Annotated in this window: 21 protein-coding genes and 1 pseudogene; 9 read left to right on the top strand and 13 right to left on the bottom strand. The window is 49.5% G+C overall.

The features are described from left to right. The 5 genes and pseudogenes from H6G45_RS19375 to purE all read right to left on the bottom strand — a co-directional run. Window positions 1-100 (bottom strand): annotated as a pseudogene (locus tag H6G45_RS19375) (IS630 family transposase); the annotation flags it as partial. 431 nt (window positions 101-531) lie between these two features. After that, the gene (locus H6G45_RS00200; protein ID WP_190595469.1) at window positions 532-1,431 is read right to left on the bottom strand and encodes a hypothetical protein; all 900 of its coding nucleotides are present in this window, start codon (window positions 1,429-1,431) and stop codon (window positions 532-534) included. Between the two features lie 303 nt (window positions 1,432-1,734). After that, window positions 1,735-2,421: a TrkA family potassium uptake protein gene (locus H6G45_RS00205; RefSeq protein ID WP_190595470.1), complete on the bottom strand. Its 687-nt coding sequence runs from the start codon at window positions 2,419-2,421 to the stop codon at window positions 1,735-1,737. A 25-nt stretch (window positions 2,422-2,446) separates the two neighbouring features. After that, window positions 2,447-3,373, bottom strand: coding sequence for an ornithine carbamoyltransferase (gene argF, locus H6G45_RS00210; RefSeq protein WP_190595471.1), 927 nt, complete (start codon window positions 3,371-3,373; stop codon window positions 2,447-2,449). Between the two features lie 121 nt (window positions 3,374-3,494). Continuing rightward, on the bottom strand, window positions 3,495-4,025 hold the full coding sequence (purE, locus tag H6G45_RS00215; protein ID WP_190595472.1) for a 5-(carboxyamino)imidazole ribonucleotide mutase: 531 nt from the start codon (window positions 4,023-4,025) through the stop codon (window positions 3,495-3,497). Between the two features lie 114 nt (window positions 4,026-4,139). On the opposite strand from purE, the gene H6G45_RS00220 reads away from it, so the two are divergent. From H6G45_RS00220 to H6G45_RS00250, 7 genes are all read left to right on the top strand, one after another. After that, the gene (locus H6G45_RS00220; protein ID WP_190595473.1) at window positions 4,140-4,505 is read left to right on the top strand and encodes a single-stranded DNA-binding protein; all 366 of its coding nucleotides are present in this window, start codon (window positions 4,140-4,142) and stop codon (window positions 4,503-4,505) included. Window positions 4,506-4,592: 87 nt separating this feature from the next. After that, window positions 4,593-4,826 (top strand): hypothetical protein, encoded by a 234-nt coding sequence (locus H6G45_RS00225; protein WP_190595474.1) that lies wholly within the window; start codon window positions 4,593-4,595, stop codon window positions 4,824-4,826. A gap of 16 nt (window positions 4,827-4,842) precedes the next feature. Beyond that, window positions 4,843-5,721, top strand: a complete 879-nt coding sequence (locus H6G45_RS00230) for a 4-hydroxybenzoate solanesyltransferase (protein ID WP_190595475.1) — start codon at window positions 4,843-4,845, stop codon at window positions 5,719-5,721. Between the two features lie 189 nt (window positions 5,722-5,910). Then, window positions 5,911-6,969, top strand: a complete 1,059-nt coding sequence (psbD, locus tag H6G45_RS00235) for a photosystem II D2 protein (photosystem q(a) protein) (protein WP_010872429.1) — start codon at window positions 5,911-5,913, stop codon at window positions 6,967-6,969. A gap of 122 nt (window positions 6,970-7,091) precedes the next feature. Further along, window positions 7,092-7,679, top strand: a complete 588-nt coding sequence (locus H6G45_RS00240; RefSeq protein WP_010874075.1) for a ParA family protein — start codon at window positions 7,092-7,094, stop codon at window positions 7,677-7,679. An 18-nt stretch (window positions 7,680-7,697) separates the two neighbouring features. Then, window positions 7,698-9,008 (top strand): ATP-binding protein, encoded by a 1,311-nt coding sequence (locus H6G45_RS00245; RefSeq protein ID WP_190595476.1) that lies wholly within the window; start codon window positions 7,698-7,700, stop codon window positions 9,006-9,008. A 22-nt stretch (window positions 9,009-9,030) separates the two neighbouring features. After that, on the top strand, window positions 9,031-9,309 hold the full coding sequence (locus H6G45_RS00250; RefSeq protein ID WP_190595477.1) for a TMEM165/GDT1 family protein: 279 nt from the start codon (window positions 9,031-9,033) through the stop codon (window positions 9,307-9,309). Here H6G45_RS00250 and hisG read toward each other — a convergent pair. Together hisG and glmU are read right to left on the bottom strand one after the other, a co-directional pair. Further along, a complete protein-coding gene (hisG, locus tag H6G45_RS00255; RefSeq protein WP_190595478.1) occupies window positions 9,306-9,938 on the bottom strand; it encodes an ATP phosphoribosyltransferase in 633 nt (210 codons plus the stop codon). The two genes, H6G45_RS00250 and hisG, sit on opposite strands and share 4 nt — an antisense overlap. Window positions 9,939-9,944: 6 nt before the next feature. Further along, entirely contained in the window at window positions 9,945-11,315 is a 1,371-nt protein-coding gene (glmU, locus tag H6G45_RS00260; RefSeq protein WP_190595479.1) for a bifunctional UDP-N-acetylglucosamine diphosphorylase/glucosamine-1-phosphate N-acetyltransferase GlmU, read from the bottom strand. A gap of 261 nt (window positions 11,316-11,576) precedes the next feature. Between glmU and H6G45_RS00265 the strand changes: the two genes are divergently transcribed. Then, entirely contained in the window at window positions 11,577-11,819 is a 243-nt protein-coding gene (locus tag H6G45_RS00265; protein ID WP_190595480.1) for a DUF4327 family protein, read from the top strand. A gap of 64 nt (window positions 11,820-11,883) precedes the next feature. Here the strand turns inward: H6G45_RS00265 and rsgA are convergent, their stop codons facing one another. The 6 genes from rsgA to H6G45_RS00295 form a co-directional block, all read right to left on the bottom strand. After that, on the bottom strand, window positions 11,884-12,999 hold the full coding sequence (rsgA, locus tag H6G45_RS00270) for a small ribosomal subunit biogenesis GTPase RsgA (RefSeq protein ID WP_190595481.1): 1,116 nt from the start codon (window positions 12,997-12,999) through the stop codon (window positions 11,884-11,886). A 17-nt stretch (window positions 13,000-13,016) separates the two neighbouring features. After that, entirely contained in the window at window positions 13,017-13,271 is a 255-nt protein-coding gene (locus H6G45_RS00275) for a sulfurtransferase TusA family protein (RefSeq protein WP_190595482.1), read from the bottom strand. Beyond that, on the bottom strand, window positions 13,268-14,401 hold the full coding sequence (dnaJ, locus tag H6G45_RS00280) for a molecular chaperone DnaJ (protein WP_190595483.1): 1,134 nt from the start codon (window positions 14,399-14,401) through the stop codon (window positions 13,268-13,270). Before dnaJ ends, H6G45_RS00275 begins: the two co-directional genes overlap by 4 nt. A gap of 106 nt (window positions 14,402-14,507) precedes the next feature. Next, window positions 14,508-15,011 (bottom strand): crossover junction endodeoxyribonuclease RuvC, encoded by a 504-nt coding sequence (locus H6G45_RS00285; protein ID WP_190595484.1) that lies wholly within the window; start codon window positions 15,009-15,011, stop codon window positions 14,508-14,510. 4 nt (window positions 15,012-15,015) lie between these two features. Then, the gene (locus H6G45_RS00290) at window positions 15,016-15,891 is read right to left on the bottom strand and encodes a 3'(2'),5'-bisphosphate nucleotidase CysQ (protein ID WP_190595485.1); all 876 of its coding nucleotides are present in this window, start codon (window positions 15,889-15,891) and stop codon (window positions 15,016-15,018) included. 121 nt (window positions 15,892-16,012) lie between these two features. After that, window positions 16,013-16,234, bottom strand: a complete 222-nt coding sequence (locus tag H6G45_RS00295; protein ID WP_190595486.1) for a hypothetical protein — start codon at window positions 16,232-16,234, stop codon at window positions 16,013-16,015. 75 nt (window positions 16,235-16,309) lie between these two features. Here H6G45_RS00295 and trpC point away from each other — a divergent pair, with 75 nt between their 5' ends. Then, the gene (trpC, locus tag H6G45_RS00300; RefSeq protein WP_190595488.1) at window positions 16,310-17,197 is read left to right on the top strand and encodes an indole-3-glycerol phosphate synthase TrpC; all 888 of its coding nucleotides are present in this window, start codon (window positions 16,310-16,312) and stop codon (window positions 17,195-17,197) included. Window positions 17,198-17,220: the final 23 nt, after the last annotated feature.

Consider the following 17,220-nt stretch of genomic DNA (forward strand, 5'->3'; position numbering starts at 1 on the left):
GACTAATGTTCAGTGTTCGGCAGACATGGCTTTTCTTCTCTCCTTTTTCTACTGCACTTACCGCTTTCTCTCTTAGATCTATACTGTAGGGGGCTGGCATCGCTTTTTTCCTAACTCTTTCCCTATATTATGTCCTAATCTTAGCAATCTTTGCTATATTTATTGATGATATTTTCTATGCCGTCTTTTAATGAGTTTAATTTTTCTGGGATTAAATATTTACACAAAGTTTTTTTTGCTCTGTAGATATTCAGCTTATTATTTTCTTTGCTTAATTCCTCAATTTTATATACAAGCACTATCAGAAAATAACAAATAAATAAATTTTCTTTGTTGACAAAAAAAGACTCAGAAAAATCTTTATGAATTGAATGAACTTCCCCGCTGCAAGCAACGGGGTATCACTGCGCTTCACTTCACACACTTCGTGGTTCAGTTACGCTTTACAATGCCATTCGGACATCGTTTTCATTTGTAGTCGCAGCAAGCTGCGGGGTATGTATCCCAAAAATTAAGATCAATTCTATTGGACTAATTAATTTTGATTAATAGGGTAAAGAAAAATTGTTGGCTATTGTAGTCTGCAAAGGATGGAATATAAACTATCCGTAAATTTATTGGACTATCAAAGTCGGTTTGCACAAACGGCAACATAAACGGAAGTACCGGACTTCCCGATAGCTCCTGGAGTTGTGTGGTATAAAGCAACCCCATGGCAGAGCCAATTTGAATCGGACTAGCAAAAATATTTCTTCTTAAACTAAGACCCGCATATGCCGACGGATAGCCGAAATCTGAATCTCTAAAAACATTAAACTCTACACTAACTACGGAATTTTCAACAAAAATATTTAAGAATCCGTAGCTAGGATTAATAATTTCAAAATCGTAGGCGGCCCCAATACCAAAGGGGAAGTTATTGACATCCGGTTCTGTATAATCTACGTGCCAAGAAATAGGGGAAAGGGTCAAATATTTATCGGTTAAATGCCAAACGTTGACAGGGGAAGAAGTGTCGATGTTGGGAGAGTTAACATTCTCCTCTCCTTTTAGAAACGGTATTTGTTGGTAAGTTGGCGACGATAAGTCTAGATTTGCCCTAGGGCTAGGAACAACAACAGAGGGACCAATGGTGCTTTCATTGACTAAAATAAATTTGGTCAAAGATTCTAGGCTTGGACTTTTTATCTCGACCTTTTCAAAACTGGTTTCCAGCTCCACAATACTTTCAGTGTATTGTAAATTATCGATGTCGGTTAAATTTTTTCTGCTACTTTGTAAATGCTCCACAGTTGAATCAATAGATAGATTATCAATCTTTTTGACTGAAGAATTGACAAAAAATACATCAGCTAGGATTTTATCTTGACCGTAAGCTAAATCAGGCTGCAATAGCAGAAAAATTAAACTAAAAAACGTATGTTTTATCACTACTTTCTTCCCATTAATCAAAAATATTATTTCTCTGTGGGTTTAATTTAATTGAAGGCACCCCCATGCACCGTTAAAGATGTGAAGGTCCGGGGATCAAGATGCAAACTATTTAATTTTGTTGCTGGTGACTAGTTGGTAACCTGTTTTTGGTCAGCGCCAAATACCCTATAGCAATCCTCGATGAAATCTGAAAACTCAATGCTTACTTGACAGATGACTGACCTCCATATTTTTTCAAAGATCACCCAGAATTGCCAGAATCACGGGCAATTAAGTTAGTTACTGTTCATTTGTTAAATACTAGACTAGACGACCAATATCTTCGTTGGAACCGAGGAGGACTAGAATCATCCCCCGTTGCAATCGTTCCTGGGGAGGGGGGTTGATTTTAAATTTTTCTTCATAGCCCACTGCCAAAACGCTGACCCCATGGTTTTTCCGCAGTTGCAGTTCGGCCAAAGTTTTATCACAAAATTCTTCAGGAACTAGAATTTCGACAATGCTGTTGTTGGGATCTAATTTGAAGCGGTCAACGATCGCCGGAGTGGTCAAAGTATAGGCTAAGTCCTGGCCGGCCTTATGCTCTGGAAAGATAATTAAATCTACGCCTAGGCGCTTAAGAATTTTTTCGTGGGTCTCGGAAGAAACCTTAGCTACGACAGATTTTACGCCCCCTTCCTTGAGATTAAGACAGGTAATGATGCTTTCTTTGAGGTAATTACCGATCGCCACAATCACCGTTTCAATTTCAAAAATGCCGGCCTCCCGCAGGGCTGTGTCATCGGTGGAATCGAGACTAATGGCGTTGCCCACCACCCGATCAGCCAACACTTCCGCCACCAATTTGGGGTCCTGGTCAATGCCCAACACCTCATAGCCATTGACGTGGAGGGTTTCACACACGGCCCGACCAAACCGACCCAGGCCGATCACCGCAAATTGCCGTTTTTCCTGGCGAATTAAACTGAGGAAATGACTAGTTTTCATTAATTTTGTTCTAAATTGAGCGGCATTATACCAAACCCAACAGGGCCACCATGAGGGCTTTTTGGGCGTGCATCCGATTTTCTGCTTGGTCCCACAGTCGGGATTGGGGGCCTTCCATCACTGCATCGGTAATTTCTTCCCCCCGATGGGCTGGCAAACAATGGAGCACAATGGCTTCGGGATCGGCTAAGGCAAGGAGTTCCTGGTTAATTTGGTAGGGCTGGAAAATGGGAATGCGGCTGTCGGCCAAATCTTCCTGACCCATGCTGGCCCAGACGTCGGTGTAGAGAATATGACTTCCCTGGGCAGCGGCTTTGGGATCGTCGGTTAGTTCCACTTTTCCCCCTGGGGCGGCAATTTGTTGGGCTTGTTGGATAATTTCCGCCAAGGGTTCATAGTTTTTGGGCGTAGCTACCCGCACTGTCATTCCCATCATTACCCCCCCCAGAATGAGGGAATGGGCTACATTGTTGCCATCCCCCAGGTAGGTCACTGTTAGGCCAGCCAACTTACCAAAGCATTCTTTGATAGTTTGCAGATCGGCCAAAATTTGACAGGGGTGCTCCAGATCACTCAAAGCATTGATGATGGGCATTTTGGCATGGTCGGCAAAGGTTTGCAGATCTGCTTGTTTGAAGGTCCGCACAGCAAGAATGTCAATGTAGCGGTCTAGAACTCTGGCGGTGTCTTGAATCGGCTCCCCTCGACCCACTTGGGTAACACTGGGGTTTAAATCCAATACTTGCCCTCCCAGTTGGTACATGGCTGCCGTGAAGGAAACCCTGGTGCGGGTGGAGGCTTTATAAAAAAGTAAACCGAGAATTTTTTGACAGTGGGGCTTGAGCACACCGGACTTAAGATCCGCCGCCAACTGCAAGAGTGATTTCATTTCCTCGATGGTCAAATCGGCGATCGCCAATAGATCTCTGCCTGCCAACGCCTTAATGCCCATAGCCCTGATCCCTGGTTCCCCAATGTGGTGGTCAAATTAACATCGAAATGATCGAATTAATTAAGCATTATTTTGCCATACTCCGCTGATGAGCCTTAGTAGATCGCCACGATGTCAGGGATTAGTGATTTTGCTTTTCCAGATAGGCTCGATAGCCTAGTTGCTCCAGTTGGGTTTGCTTATCTAAGACCATGGTTTCTAAACTTTGGCGATATTTTTGTACTTTTTCCAACAACACGGGATTATGGCTAGCCAGAATTTGCACTGCCAATAGTCCAGCATTTTTGGCATTGCCGATCGCCACTGTGGCCACGGGGATTCCCCCCGGCATTTGCACAATGGAATAGAGGGAATCCACTCCCTGTAGGGTTTTAGTCTGCACTGGCACACCGATCACCGGCAAAGGCGTGAGGGCCGCCACCATGCCCGGTAGATGGGCCGCTCCCCCTGCCCCGGCAATAATCACCTTTAGACCCCGCTGATGGGCAGTTTGGGCATACTCCACCATTTTTTCTGGGGTACGATGGGCGGAAACAATGGCCACTTCCGTGGGTATGGCAAATTGTTCACAAATGGCGATCGCCGCTGCCATGGTGGGGAGATCGGAATCGCTTCCCATGATGATGCCGACCAGGGGAAAGGGGGAAGTCATAAATTGGATTGAATAAATTAAGTTGAGATGACGAAGATGGAGGTTTGACTTTAAACTGAGGCTAACCGCTAATAGCGTATCGGAAAATCTTCAAGATCCCAAGGAAAGATTTTTATGTCAGTGAACAGCATCCATCTGGTGGGAAGGGCCGGCCGTGACCCTGAAGTTAAATATTTTGAGTCCGGTAATGTAGTCTGCAACTTCACCCTGGCGGTAAATCGACGCACAAGCAAAAAGGATGAACCCCCCGATTGGTTTGACCTCGAAATTTGGGGTAAAACTGCTGAAATAGCCGGTAACTACGTCAAAAAGGGCAGTTTGATTGGTATCCAAGGATCGTTAAAATTTGACCATTGGGAAGATCGGAACTCCGGTACCCCCCGTTCCAAACCGGTAATCCGGGTCAATAATTTGGATTTACTAGGCTCCAAGCGGGACAACGCTGAAGCCACCATGAATAATTACCCCGACGAGTTCTAGTCATCGGACCCATTAACCCCATTGGTAAACTGCGGCGATCGCCATTGCCAGACGAGCTTTTGCATCCCTTACCCATGCCAGAAACCCATGGAAGTCTTTGACCCCACTCCTCCCCCTTGGGTTGAGGATACTGTTCATGCCAGGGGTTTTTGTTGTCCCCAATGTCAGGCTGGCCCCCGCCAGGCCCTCAGGGCATGGATCAATCGGCGATCGCCAGTGTTAGGGGATGATCGACGGCGCAAATGGCAGGAATTTTACCAGTGTGAATGTGGTCAGGGTTGGTGGGCCTGGAGCAGTGACCGTCCCCCTTCCCCCCAATAGTCCTTTAATCTTTTCTATGGTTGCCCAAACCCCATCTTCCCAGCCCCTTTGGTTAACAATCATTTACCTGTTGCGCTGGCACAAACCCGCTGGCCGACTGATTTTAATGATTCCAGCCCTATGGGCAGTGTGTTTAGCGGCCCAAGGTCTGCCGCCCCTACCTTTGTTGGGTGTCATCTCCTTGGGAACCCTTGCCACCAGTGGTTTAGGCTGTGTGGTCAATGACCTGTGGGACCGGGACATTGACCCCCAGGTGGAACGCACCAAGCAACGCCCGTTAGCGGCCCGCACCCTCTCCGTGCAGGTGGGCATTGGGGTGGGATTAGTGGCCTTGCTATGTGCCGCAGGACTAGCCTTCTACCTCACGCCCCTCAGTTTTTGGCTCTGTGTGGCGGCGGTGCCTGTCATTCTTGCCTACCCCGGTGCGAAAAGAGTTTTCCCGGTGCCCCAGTTAGTTCTGTCCATCGCTTGGGGCTTTGCTGTACTGATTAGTTGGAGTGCGGTCACAGGGGATTTGGCCAATGCCACCTGGGTACTCTGGGGGGCCACCGTGTTTTGGACTCTCGGTTTTGACACCGTTTACGCCATGGCGGATCGAGAAGATGATCGCCGCATTGGCGTTAATTCCAGTGCCCTCTTTTTTGGTCAGTACGTCGGGGAAGCGGTGGGGATATTTTTTGCCCTCACCATTGGCTGTCTATTTTATTTGGGCATGATTCTAATGCTCAATCCCCTCTATTGGCTCAGTTTGGCGATCGCCATTGTGGGTTGGGTAATCCAATACATCCAACTCAGTGCCCCCACGCCGGAACCAAAACTATACGGTCAAATTTTTGGACAAAACGTCATCATTGGCTTTGTGTTACTAGCTGGAATGTTATTGGGCTGGCTTTAACCCGTAACTATGCGCCAATCCCTTTCCCACTGGCAGATTCCTCAAATTTGCTTTACAATGGGAAACATTAAGAAAAATTAAGATTTCCCGGTTCTTTCTCATTTTTGCTCCCAATGACGGGCAAAGCCATGGGTCGGCGATCGGGAGAGAAAATTTTCCTTCGTAATTATTATTTGGAGATTTTGCGCCATGACCATTGCAGTCGGACGCGCCCCAGTCGAAAGAGGATGGTTTGATGTCCTCGACGATTGGCTAAAGCGTGATCGTTTCGTATTTATTGGTTGGTCTGGTTTGCTGCTCTTCCCCTGTGCCTTCATGGCCCTGGGGGGATGGCTCACCGGCACCACCTTCGTTACTTCCTGGTACACCCACGGCCTAGCCAGTTCATACCTAGAAGGAGCTAACTTTTTGACCGTGGCGGTCTCTTCCCCCGCCGATGCCTTCGGCCATTCCCTCCTGTTCCTCTGGGGGCCTGAAGCCCAAGGTAACCTGACCCGCTGGTTCCAAATTGGTGGTTTGTGGCCCTTCGTTGCCCTCCACGGCGCCTTCGGTCTGATTGGCTTTATGCTGCGTCAGTTCGAAATTTCCCGTCTGGTGGGTATTCGTCCCTACAACGCCATCGCCTTTTCTGGTCCCATTGCGGTGTTTGTCAGCGTCTTTTTGATGTACCCCCTGGGACAATCTAGTTGGTTCTTTGCCCCCAGCTTTGGGGTAGCGGGAATCTTCCGGTTCATTTTGTTCCTGCAAGGGTTCCACAACTGGACCTTGAACCCCTTCCACATGATGGGAGTAGCAGGAATTTTGGGCGGCGCCCTATTGTGTGCCATCCACGGTGCCACGGTGGAAAACACCCTGTTTGAAGATGGGGAAGATTCCAACACTTTCCGGGCATTTGAACCCACCCAAGCAGAAGAAACCTATTCCATGGTGACCGCTAACCGTTTCTGGTCTCAGATTTTCGGTATTGCCTTCTCCAACAAACGGTGGTTGCACTTCTTCATGTTGTTCGTGCCGGTAACTGGTCTCTGGATGAGTTCGGTGGGTATTGTTGGTTTAGCCTTGAACCTACGGGCCTATGACTTCGTCTCCCAGGAACTACGGGCAGCGGAAGACCCGGAATTTGAAACGTTTTATACAAAAAACATTTTGTTGAACGAAGGGATGCGCGCCTGGATGGCTCCCCAAGATCAACCCCATGAAAACTTTATCTTCCCTGAGGAAGTACTACCCCGGGGTAATGCTCTCTAAGGTTTTGTAAAACAGTCGTCACTCGAAAAATGGCTAAAAAACAAAACTAATTGAGCAAAACATCAGCAATTAGCTAAAGTTGGGAGAGTGTTACCGCTCTCCTTTTTCTTTTGCCCTAGCCGATGATTATTGCCATCACTGCCCTCAAAGGGGGCGTTGGGAAAACTACCACCGCTGTCCACCTGGCGGCCTATCTGCAACAAAAGGATCAAACATTGCTGATCGATGCGGACCGTAACCGTTCGGCGTTGATTTGGGCCAGGGAAGAGAAATTACCTTTCTACGTTGCTTCCCAGGCGGGCTCCACGGCGTTAATTCGTAAATATCCCCACATTGTGGTGGACACCAGGGCCATGCCGGAATTGGATGAGTTTCGGGATTTGGCGGAGGGGAGCGATCTGTTGATTATTCCCACCACCCCCAATCACTTGGATTTGGATGCCACTTTAAAGGCGGCGGAGCAGTTGGCATCCCTCAAGGTTAACTACAAAATTTTGTTAACCAAGGTAGATGCCCGTACCCGTAGTGGTCGAGAGGCAAGGCAGTTATTGCAGGCGGAAAATTTACCTCTGTTCACAACGGAAATTCCCCTATTGGTGGCCTTTGAGCGGGCTTCCCAGTCGGGGGTAATTATTCGAGATTACGTCGATCCCCGTTCCCATTTGGCCTGGGGTCGCTATAAAGCGGTGGGCCGGGAAATTTTACCCTAGACTTTGGCACGATATTTGATGACGGTTCCCTACCCTACCCCCCTACTGGCCACATCCAGTAAAGCTTTGTACCATCAGGTTTCGAGCCTGTTGCTATACCAAGGTATTTTCGATCATCCCATTGGGGAGGCTTTTCTAGATTTGTTGCGCTGTTTGCACCACAATGGGACTAACCAAAAGCCGGAAGCCACCGTTTGTCTGCAAGCCTATGGGGCATGGTTTCGTCATTTGGCGGAGGTGGGTCAAAGTTGGCAGGATTTTTTGCTCGATCGCCTGTTGGAGGATGAAAATCCATTTAGTGTGCGGGTGCAGAGGGAAGAACTGGCCCAATTGCCAACCAGTTTGGAGGATGCGGCTCGCCACGATTTGAATTTGATCCAAATGGTATATCAATGCCCACCAGAGCAGATTTTGCAGTGGGTAATTATTGCTTCCCAAACCCCAGTGGCGTTAAAGGCTTGGCAGGTGCCCAACCAAATGACCTTTCCTGCAGAAAGCGGCCAAAAATGGGGAGACAATTTGGCTTATCTGGTGGGCCATTATCGGCAAAAAGGCGTGGGGGCCGTGGCCCATTACCGGGCTTTTCGTTGGCAGGGGGAAAACCTACAGGGGGTACCCCAAATTGATGGTGTTCAATTGGCGGATTTAGTGGGTTATGATGAGCCTCAAAAAGTCCTTTGTCAAAATACCCAGTGTCTATTGCAGGGACTGCCGGCGCTAAATGTGTTGCTCTATGGCAGTCGGGGCAGTGGTAAATCTTCCTTGGTTAAGGCCTTGGTTAATCAGTATGGCGATCGGGGTTTGCGCTTGGTGGAAGTTTCTCCACGGGATTTGATTACCCTGCCTTTATTGGTGGAAAAATTACGCAGCTATCCGCAGAAATTTATCATTTTTGTTGATGATCTCTCCTTTGAAGAGGAGGATGAACGTTTCAAAAGTTTAAAGGTTGTGTTGGAAGGTGATCTGGTCGCCCGACCCGCCAATGTGGTCATTTATGCCACCAGTAACCGCCGGCATTTAATCCGAGAATTTTTTGGCGATCGCCCTTCGCCCCAGGATGCTGATGAAGTACAGGCTTGGGACACAGTGCAGGAAAAATTATCTTTTAGTGATCGTTTCGGCCTAACTCTAACTTTTCCGCCGGCTAACCAGGACACCTATTTGGCGATAGTACATCACCTGGCCAAACAAGCGCAGCTTAACTTGCCCGCAACGGAGTTAGATTTTCGGGCGAAGCAATGGGCTACCCGTCATAATGGGCGATCGGGCCGCACTGCCAGGCAGTTTGTGGATTATTTAATCGGCGAACAAGGATTAACTTCCCCTTAACATTTCCTGTTTTGACATCACTATGGATTGGCAACTATTTGGTCTGAGTTTTATTACCGTTTTTTTGGCGGAAATTGGAGACAAAAGTCAGCTGGCGGCGATCGCCTTAGGGGGCAGTGCCAAATCTCCCCGGGCCGTATTTTTCGGCTCTGTGACAGCGTTAATTTTAGCCAGTTTCCTTGGGGTTTTGGCCGGGGGCAGTTTAGCTCAGTTTTTGCCTACTAAGTTACTCAAAGCATTGGCTGCTCTGGGTTTTACCGTCATGGCCCTGCGTTTACTGTGGCCCGACCAAGAAGATTAGATCACCGACCGTAATTTTTCCACCCAATCCAACAGGCGATCGCCATTAACCCGATAACTGAGGGGATGGGCAATGAGCCGGGCACTACTGTCGAACAAAACTTCAATTTCCACCAAGCCATTTTCCTGGAGAGTGCGGCCAGTGGAAACCAAATCCACAATGGCTTCCGACATGCCCGTGATGGGCCCCAACTCCACCGAACCGTAGAGGGGAATAATCTCCACCGGTAAATCCAAACGACGGAAATGCTCCAACGCACAATGGACAAACTTAGAAGCCACCCGGCCATGGGGCGGTAAATCCACCGATCGCCGATAGGGACTTGCTTGGGGCACCGCCACCGAAAGACGACAGCCCCCAAAATTTAAATCTGCCAACTGGGCCACCGCTGGTTTTTTCTCCCGCAGAATGTCATAGCCCACAATGCCCAACTGGGCCTGGCCATATTCCACATACACCGGCACATCCCAAGCTCTTACCAACAAAGCCTTGGCCCGATGGGTGGGATCAACAATTTGTAGCTGACGGTTTTTGGGTTCGAGGAAAGCAGAAAAATCTAGGCCAATTTGCTGGAAACGGTCAATACTATCCCGCAACAACGAGCCTTTCGGTAAAGCAATGGTGAGCATAACAATTTAAGGTTGACCCGACTGCGGGGCTGGGGGCACTTGCCAATTATCAATGATACGTTGCCGCGGCCTGGCGATCGCCAAAGATCCCGCCGGCACATCCCGATTGATCACCGATCCCGCCGCCACCGTTACCCCTTCCCCCACCTGCACGGGAGCTACGAAGACACTATTGGCCCCCGTTTTAGTGCCACTACCAATCACCGTGGCATGCTTACTCACCCCGTCATAATTAGCGGTAATGGTACCGGCCCCCACATTAACCCGCTCCCCAAGTAGCGCATCCCCCAGATAACTCAGGTGGGCCACATTAGTTTGGGCGCCAATGACAGATTTTTTGACTTCGACAAAATTACCAATGCGACAGTGGGCTTGAATATCCGCTTCTCCCCGAATGTGGCTATAGGGGCCAAGGCGACAACCATCCCCAACCTGACTCTGGCTGACCACAGAAAATAGAACGGAAGAATCAGATCCGACGGTACTATCCTCGATCAAACTACCAGGGCCAATGCGACTGCCCCGACCGATGACCGTTTTACCCCGCAGGTGGGTGTTGGGTTCAATGATCACATCCGCCTCCAGCACCACCGTATCGTCAATGGTGATGCTATCAGGGTTTATCAAAGTAATGCCTTGGGCCATCCAGTCATCCTTGATGCGATTTTGCAAAATATCATTGGCCGCTGCCAACTGTTTACGGTCATTGATGCCGTTAATTTCCAAATAATCGTCCACATCCACCGCCATCACCTGGTCTAGGTAGTCCACCACTTCTGTCAGGTAATATTCCTGTTGATCATTGTTGGCCGACAATTTGGGCAGAGCCGCCGCTAACCGAGGCCAGTGAAAACAATAAATGCCCCCATTCACCCGATGGTTTTGCCGTTGGGCTGCATTACAATCCCGGTCTTCGACAATTTGCGTCACCCGATTATCTCCGTTACAAAATACCCGGCCATAGCCCTTTGGGTCTGGTAAATGGGCTGTGAGCAGGGTGGCCGCATTGCCATGGCGTTGGTGGGTGGCAATCAAATTTTCCAAAGTTGCCGACCGCAGTAGGGGGGCATCGCCGTTGAGCACCAACAAATCCCCTTGGTAGCCCTCGAGGCAAGGCAGTAACTGCTGAATGGCGTGGCCAGTGCCCAATTGTTCCTTTTGCTCCACAAATTCCACGTCCGATCGCCCGGCCAAGGAAGATTCCACCGCGGCGGCCTGATAACCCACAATCAATATTTGTCTCTCGGGGGTGAGGGGACGGCAACTTTGCAATACCCTTTCCACCAAACTATAGCCCCCCAATTGATGGAGCACTTTGGGTAAGTCCGATTTCATGCGGGTGCCCTTCCCCGCTGCTAACACTGCAACCGCCACCATAATGGTTTTCTGTCCTGATCATCGCCATTGAGTATATCGTGATTGGGGCAAGGCAAATTCAGCCACAAAACTGCCAACCAAGAACCATCGGCAAAACCTTAACAAAAATTTTATGGTTGCCCAAAGCCTAGAAAAATTAGGTATTTATACGGGAGAGCAAAGAATTGTAATAGATAATACAGCAAAGCCCCCCTTTGTTTGTATTTGGGGTTAGGTTATAGTTGTGTGTAGGTTTCGATCTCCGAATTTTGGTGACTTTCTATGAGTACTGCAACTTTAACTCCCCTTTCCTCCTTCGACTACGATATCAATATGCTCAAGGATGAAGCCCGCCTGTTAGTGGAGCGGGGCACGGTGAGTCGTCACCAACCGATTTATGTCCTCTGTCAGTATATTCCTGCCCGGGAATGGGTCTGTGTGGAATGTGAGTTAGAAAGAAATGACTATTTACTGCGGGATCAGATTGGTGACTTGATGTCCTCCGAATGTTGGGAAAATGATTAATTGATTGGTTTTGGTTATGGTTTTTAATTTAGTACTCCACTGCTTCTGGGCTTAACGTCCCGGTCTATTCCCAATCCCAGTCCTCCTGCAAATTATCTAAATCCGTTTGCTCACAAAAACTCTGGAGTTCTTGATGCTCCTGGCGACGGGAATGGCGACGGTATTTTTTAGTCTCTAATTTCGGCTCATCATACTCCTGGCCATCACTGCCGGTTTTAGTTTTCAAGCCTGTGTCCGCTTCCTTGGGCTGTTCGGGATTTTGCTGGGCCAGAACTTCCTCTAGGAAGGCTAAGTAATGGTCATAGCGCTCCCAGTCTTGCCCCACAGCACAGTCCGGTTCCCCTCGATGGAGACAGTCTTTAAAAAAACATTCTCGCCCTGTCAATTGCTGGCGGGCTTCGGGAAAGAGATGAATTAGTTGGGCCGGTTCAACGGCCAAGTCCGGTTGGTTGAAGCCTGGGGTATCGGCCAGTAGTCCCCCGGCGGGGAGGTCGAATAGTTCCACATGGCGAGTGGTGTGGCGTCCTTTCCGTAATTTGCCCGATACTTTTTTCACCCGTTGCTCCACCCCGGGCACCAGCAGGTTGATCAGACTAGATTTGCCCACGCCAGAGGGGCCAGCCATGAGGCTAATACGGTGTTTTAATTTTGCTTGTAATTTTTCCACGCCCCAGCAATTTTGCACGCTGAGGATGATCGGTGTATAGCCCCAATTAGTTAGGCGATCGCCCCAGAATTTAACCTCTGTTTCCTCCACCAGATCCTGTTTATTGAGGCAAAGGCTAATTTCCAACCCAGTGGCTTCCGCTTGCACCAGGAATCGACTCAACTGCCATTCTTCCAGAGGGGGATCGGTGAGGGCAAAGACTAAACAAATTTGTTCCGCATTGGCCACCGGCGGCCGTTCCAACACAGTACGGCGGGGATAAACTTTGGCGATCGCCCCTAAATCTCCCTCGGCCACCATGGGCACTTCCATCGCCTTGCCTTGACCCTGTAATAGCAAGGAAGGAGGTAATTCCACCCGGACTTGATCCCCTACCATGACCTTCTGCCCTACTTTTTTCAGACGGGTACGGCGGGTGCAGAGCAGTGGCTGGGCAGTCACGTTCCGCAAACGCACCCAATAGTAGTTAGCTTGAACAGCAATAACCGTGCCGTCATCCGTCGCTTTGGTCATTGTTAACCCCTAGCCCCCTAGGGAACTGCCACCGGAACGGTAATGGTCAAACAATAGGCCGATTCTCCCTCCAGTGCCCGTAGGGATTGTTTTGTATAGCCCTCCAATTCCAGGCTATGGGGCACCTGCTCCACCGGCTCTCCCCCATCCAGCCAGACTTCCAGGCACTGTCCTGGGGCCATCTGGGCCAGTTTGAGCTTAGTGCGGACAAAGTTAATCGGACAGGGAGTGCCCCGCAAATCGAGCAAAATTGGTTCATTGTCCTGGCTCATTTATGGAATAGTCCCCCTAAAAATCCTTCCAAGCCTCCTTTGCCATGGCTCTCACCCTTAATGGTAGCCAGCCGTTCCAGCAGTTCCCGTTCTTCGGAGTTAATGCGGGTGGGAATCTGTACTTTAATGGTAATTAGATGGTCTCCCCGGATGGTGGCGTTACCTAATTTGGGCACCCCTTTATTTTCTAGGGTCAATACGGTGTTGGGTTGGGTGCCGGCCGGAATAGTCAGTTCCGCTTTACCATCCACCGTGTCCACTTCCAAACGACAACCTAGGATAGCTTGGAGATAACTCACTTCCAAGTTGGAACGAATATTCATCCCTTCCCGGACAAAGTTCTTATCCGTTTCCACCATCAGGAAGACGTATAGATCTCCGGCGGGGCCGCCCCGTAGACCGGCATCCCCTTCTTTGCCCACCCGCAGACGGGTACCATCGTCTACCCCAGCGGGGATGGTAATTTTGAGCTTTTTCGTTTCCTGTTTACGACCGACTCCGTTGCAGGCTTCGCATTTTTCTTCAATCACTTCCCCGGTGCCGTTGCAGGTGGGACAGGTGGAAACCTGGGCAAAACTACCAAAAGGAGTGCGGGTGGCCCGGCGGACCTGGCCAGCGCCGTTACAGGTGCCACAGGTTTTAACTCCGGTACCCGGTTTAGCGCCAGTGCCTTCACAGACCTGACAGGATTCCAGGTGGGGAATGCGAATTTCTTTTTCGCCACCAAAAATAGCTTCCTGGAAAGTTAACTGTAAATCGAGCCTGAGGTCATCCCCCCTGGTGGGGCCATTAGCCCGGCGACGACCCCGTTGTTGCCCCCCCATGCCGCCACCGAAGCCACCAAAAATGGTTTCAAAGATGTCGGCAAAGTCTCCCATATTGCCCACATCAAAGCCCTGGGCGCCGCCACTGCTGACCCCTGCTTCGCCAAATTGGTCGTAGCGCTGACGAATTTCCGGCTCGGAGAGGACTTCGTAGGCCCGGTTAATTTCTTTAAATTTTTCCTCTGCTCCTGGTTCTTTATTAACGTCAGGATGATATTTGCGGGCTAACCGACGGTAGGCTCGTTTGATTTCATCTTTATTGGCATCCCGCGTCACTCCGAGCGTTTGGTAATAATCCCCAGGCATAATGCGTCGATGTTTTGCTTAACAATAATTGACAAGGCTTCTGTAGTGTTTACTGTAGCAAACTCTCGCCCCTACATGGTTGCCCAGAAATCCCCACCTCCGTACCTTAATTGATCTCGTTGCGGACTCCGTTTAGTCCAGCCAGGGCAATGGCAATGGCATCCACACTGTCATCAATGGGCAGATCCTCCAGACCAAAAAAATTTTGCACCATGGCGGCCACCTCGGCTTTATTGGCTTTACCGTTGCCCAGATGGCATTTCCAACTGGATTGGTGCAAAAAGATGGGTTGAATGCTCTTTTCCCGGTAAATAACCAGGTTGATCACCCCCAAGGCCTGCATTACGCCCCCGGCCGCTTTGATTTGCCTACTAAAGAAAGGCATTTCCATGGCGATCGCCTGGGGAGAAAATTCTTCCAATAGGGCGTGAATATCTTGCTCAATTTCCACCAGCCGTCGCGGGGTGCTGAGGTGCTTGGAGGTTTCGATGATGCCGTAGTCCACCAGTTGGGCAGATAGATCCGGTTGACCATCCAGAATAGCCCAACCAATAATGGCTAAACCAGGATCAATGCCTAACCAACGTTGGGCCGCTTCAGCTTGAGCCATTGGGTTAACTATTCCGATCCAGTTCGGCTAGGATTTGTACCGCTTGCCCACACAAAGCTCCATGGCGAGAACTGTTAGTGGCCATGATGCCGCCCCATTGCCGCACGTCTCCCCGGTTATATACCACAGGGGTTTGGTCAAAATAGGTAAACTTCCCCCCTGCTTCGGTGAGAATTAATTCCGGGGCCGCAAAGTCCCAATCCTTAGCGGCGGATTTACCAGAGAGGGAAATGTACACATCGCTTTGTCCCTCCAAAATGGTGACGATTTTACAGCCCACACTGCCCACATAATGGCGATCGCCAAAGGGTAAACGGTCAATCAAATCCTGAAAACGTTGGTCCCGATGGCTGCGGCTCACCACTAGGGTTAAGGGGCTAGAATCCGATTTAGAGGTTACTTGCAACCGAGTCACTTCCCCTGCTTTGGTCTCCCGAAAACAACCCTGGCCTTGGACGGCGTAATAAAGCTTTTCTGCCTCTGGCATACCCACCAGGGCTAAGACCGGCCGCTGGCGATAGGTCAGAGCAATGTGTAGAGCATATTCCCCGGTTTTATCAATAAAATCCCTGGTACCGTCGAGGGGGTCAATGATCCAGACCCAATCCTGGGGTAATGGCTCGTTGCCCTGATGAGTTTCTTCACTCAGATAGCCAAATTCCTCTGGGCTAAAGGTCTCCTGCAGGGTAGCTAAAATATATTTGTTAGCCGCCAAATCCGCCGCCGTAACCGGGCCATCCTGTTTATCTTCGTTGGCGTTCAAATTAGTCTGATTATCGCCGTTGTAGTAGGACTGGAGGATTGCCATGGCCCCCCAACCGACGGTGCGGAGAGTAGTTAAACAGGAATCAAGGTTGGGTAACAGGTCGCTATTGGGCATAAAGGTAAATGCAGTGGAAGCGAAAATCAAACCAGTAGTTTAGCCCAAAGGATCAACTTCAACTTGGATTGGATTTCCTCAGTAAGTTTACCCTTGCCCTAAGCCCCTGGAGCGGGCTTTGTCAAAACCCCAGTAGGGTGAAACGAACCAAACGGTAGCCCAGACAAAGGCAGAGTAATACGAGCAGAGCCGTTAAGCTGGTGAGCACAATCCGTAAAAGTACTTTTTCGTAATCGCTCCAGAAAGGGGGCACGGGATGGGGTTGGGAGTTGAAAGAATAGTATTGAAAGTGAACTGATGCCGTCAACCAGCGGGGCACTGCCGACAAAATTAACAATTCCATCCTACTATCTAAGATCGGACTAGGTTAGTTTCACCATCTAGCCACCAACATAATCCCTCGCATTGACTGCAATTTATGGAAATTCGTCGCCGTCCTCCCAATCCCCCTATTAACGTTGACATTCTCCAATACCAAATTAAGCATCCGGAAGCGGCTCCCCGGCACATTCTGGAGGAAATTGTCTGGCACAAGGAAAAGGAAGTGGCCCAACGGCGGGAATTGGTGCCCTTGGTCAAACTCCAGAGTTTGGTTAAGGACATGGCTGCTCCTTTGGATTTTGTCGGAGCATTGCGCCAGAGCCAGCGTCAACCGGCTTTAATTGCAGAAGTGAAAAAAGCCTCCCCCAGTAAGGGCATTATTCGGGCTGATTTTGACCCAGTGGCGATCGCCAAGGCCTATGAAGCGGGTGGGGCAAACTGTTTGTCGGTGTTGACGGACGAGAAATTTTTCCAGGGCAGTTTTGAAAATTTGCAACTGGTGCGCTCAGCGGTGCAGTTACCCCTGCTGTGTAAGGAATTTATTATTTACCCCTACCAAATTTATCTAGCCCGGAGCCGGGGGGCCGATGCGGTGTTGTTAATTGCCGCCATTCTCAGTGATAAGGATTTACCTTATTTCCTCAAAATTATCCAAGGTCTGGGCATGGCTGCCCTGGTGGAAGTCCACACCCTGGAGGAAATGGACCGGGTGTTGGCCCTGGAAGGGGTCCAACTGATTGGCATTAATAATCGCAATTTGCAGGCTTTTACTGTTGATTTGCAAACTACAGCGGATCTTTTAGCCCAGCGACGGGAGCAATTAACCGAAAAGGGCATTACTGTGGTGAGTGAATCCGGTATTTATGAATTAGCTGATCTACAAATACTAGGGCAGGCCGGGGCCCGGGCGGTGTTGGTGGGAGAATCCCTAGTGAAACAACCCAATCCTCAACAGGCGATCGCCGCTTTGTATGGTGAAGTTTAACTTTCCCCCATTGCCTGGAAGCA

Origin of the sequence: Synechocystis sp. FACHB-383 (assembly GCF_014698605.1) — a bacterium.
Taxonomy (GTDB): Bacteria; Cyanobacteriota; Cyanobacteriia; order Cyanobacteriales; family Microcystaceae; genus Synechocystis; species Synechocystis salina.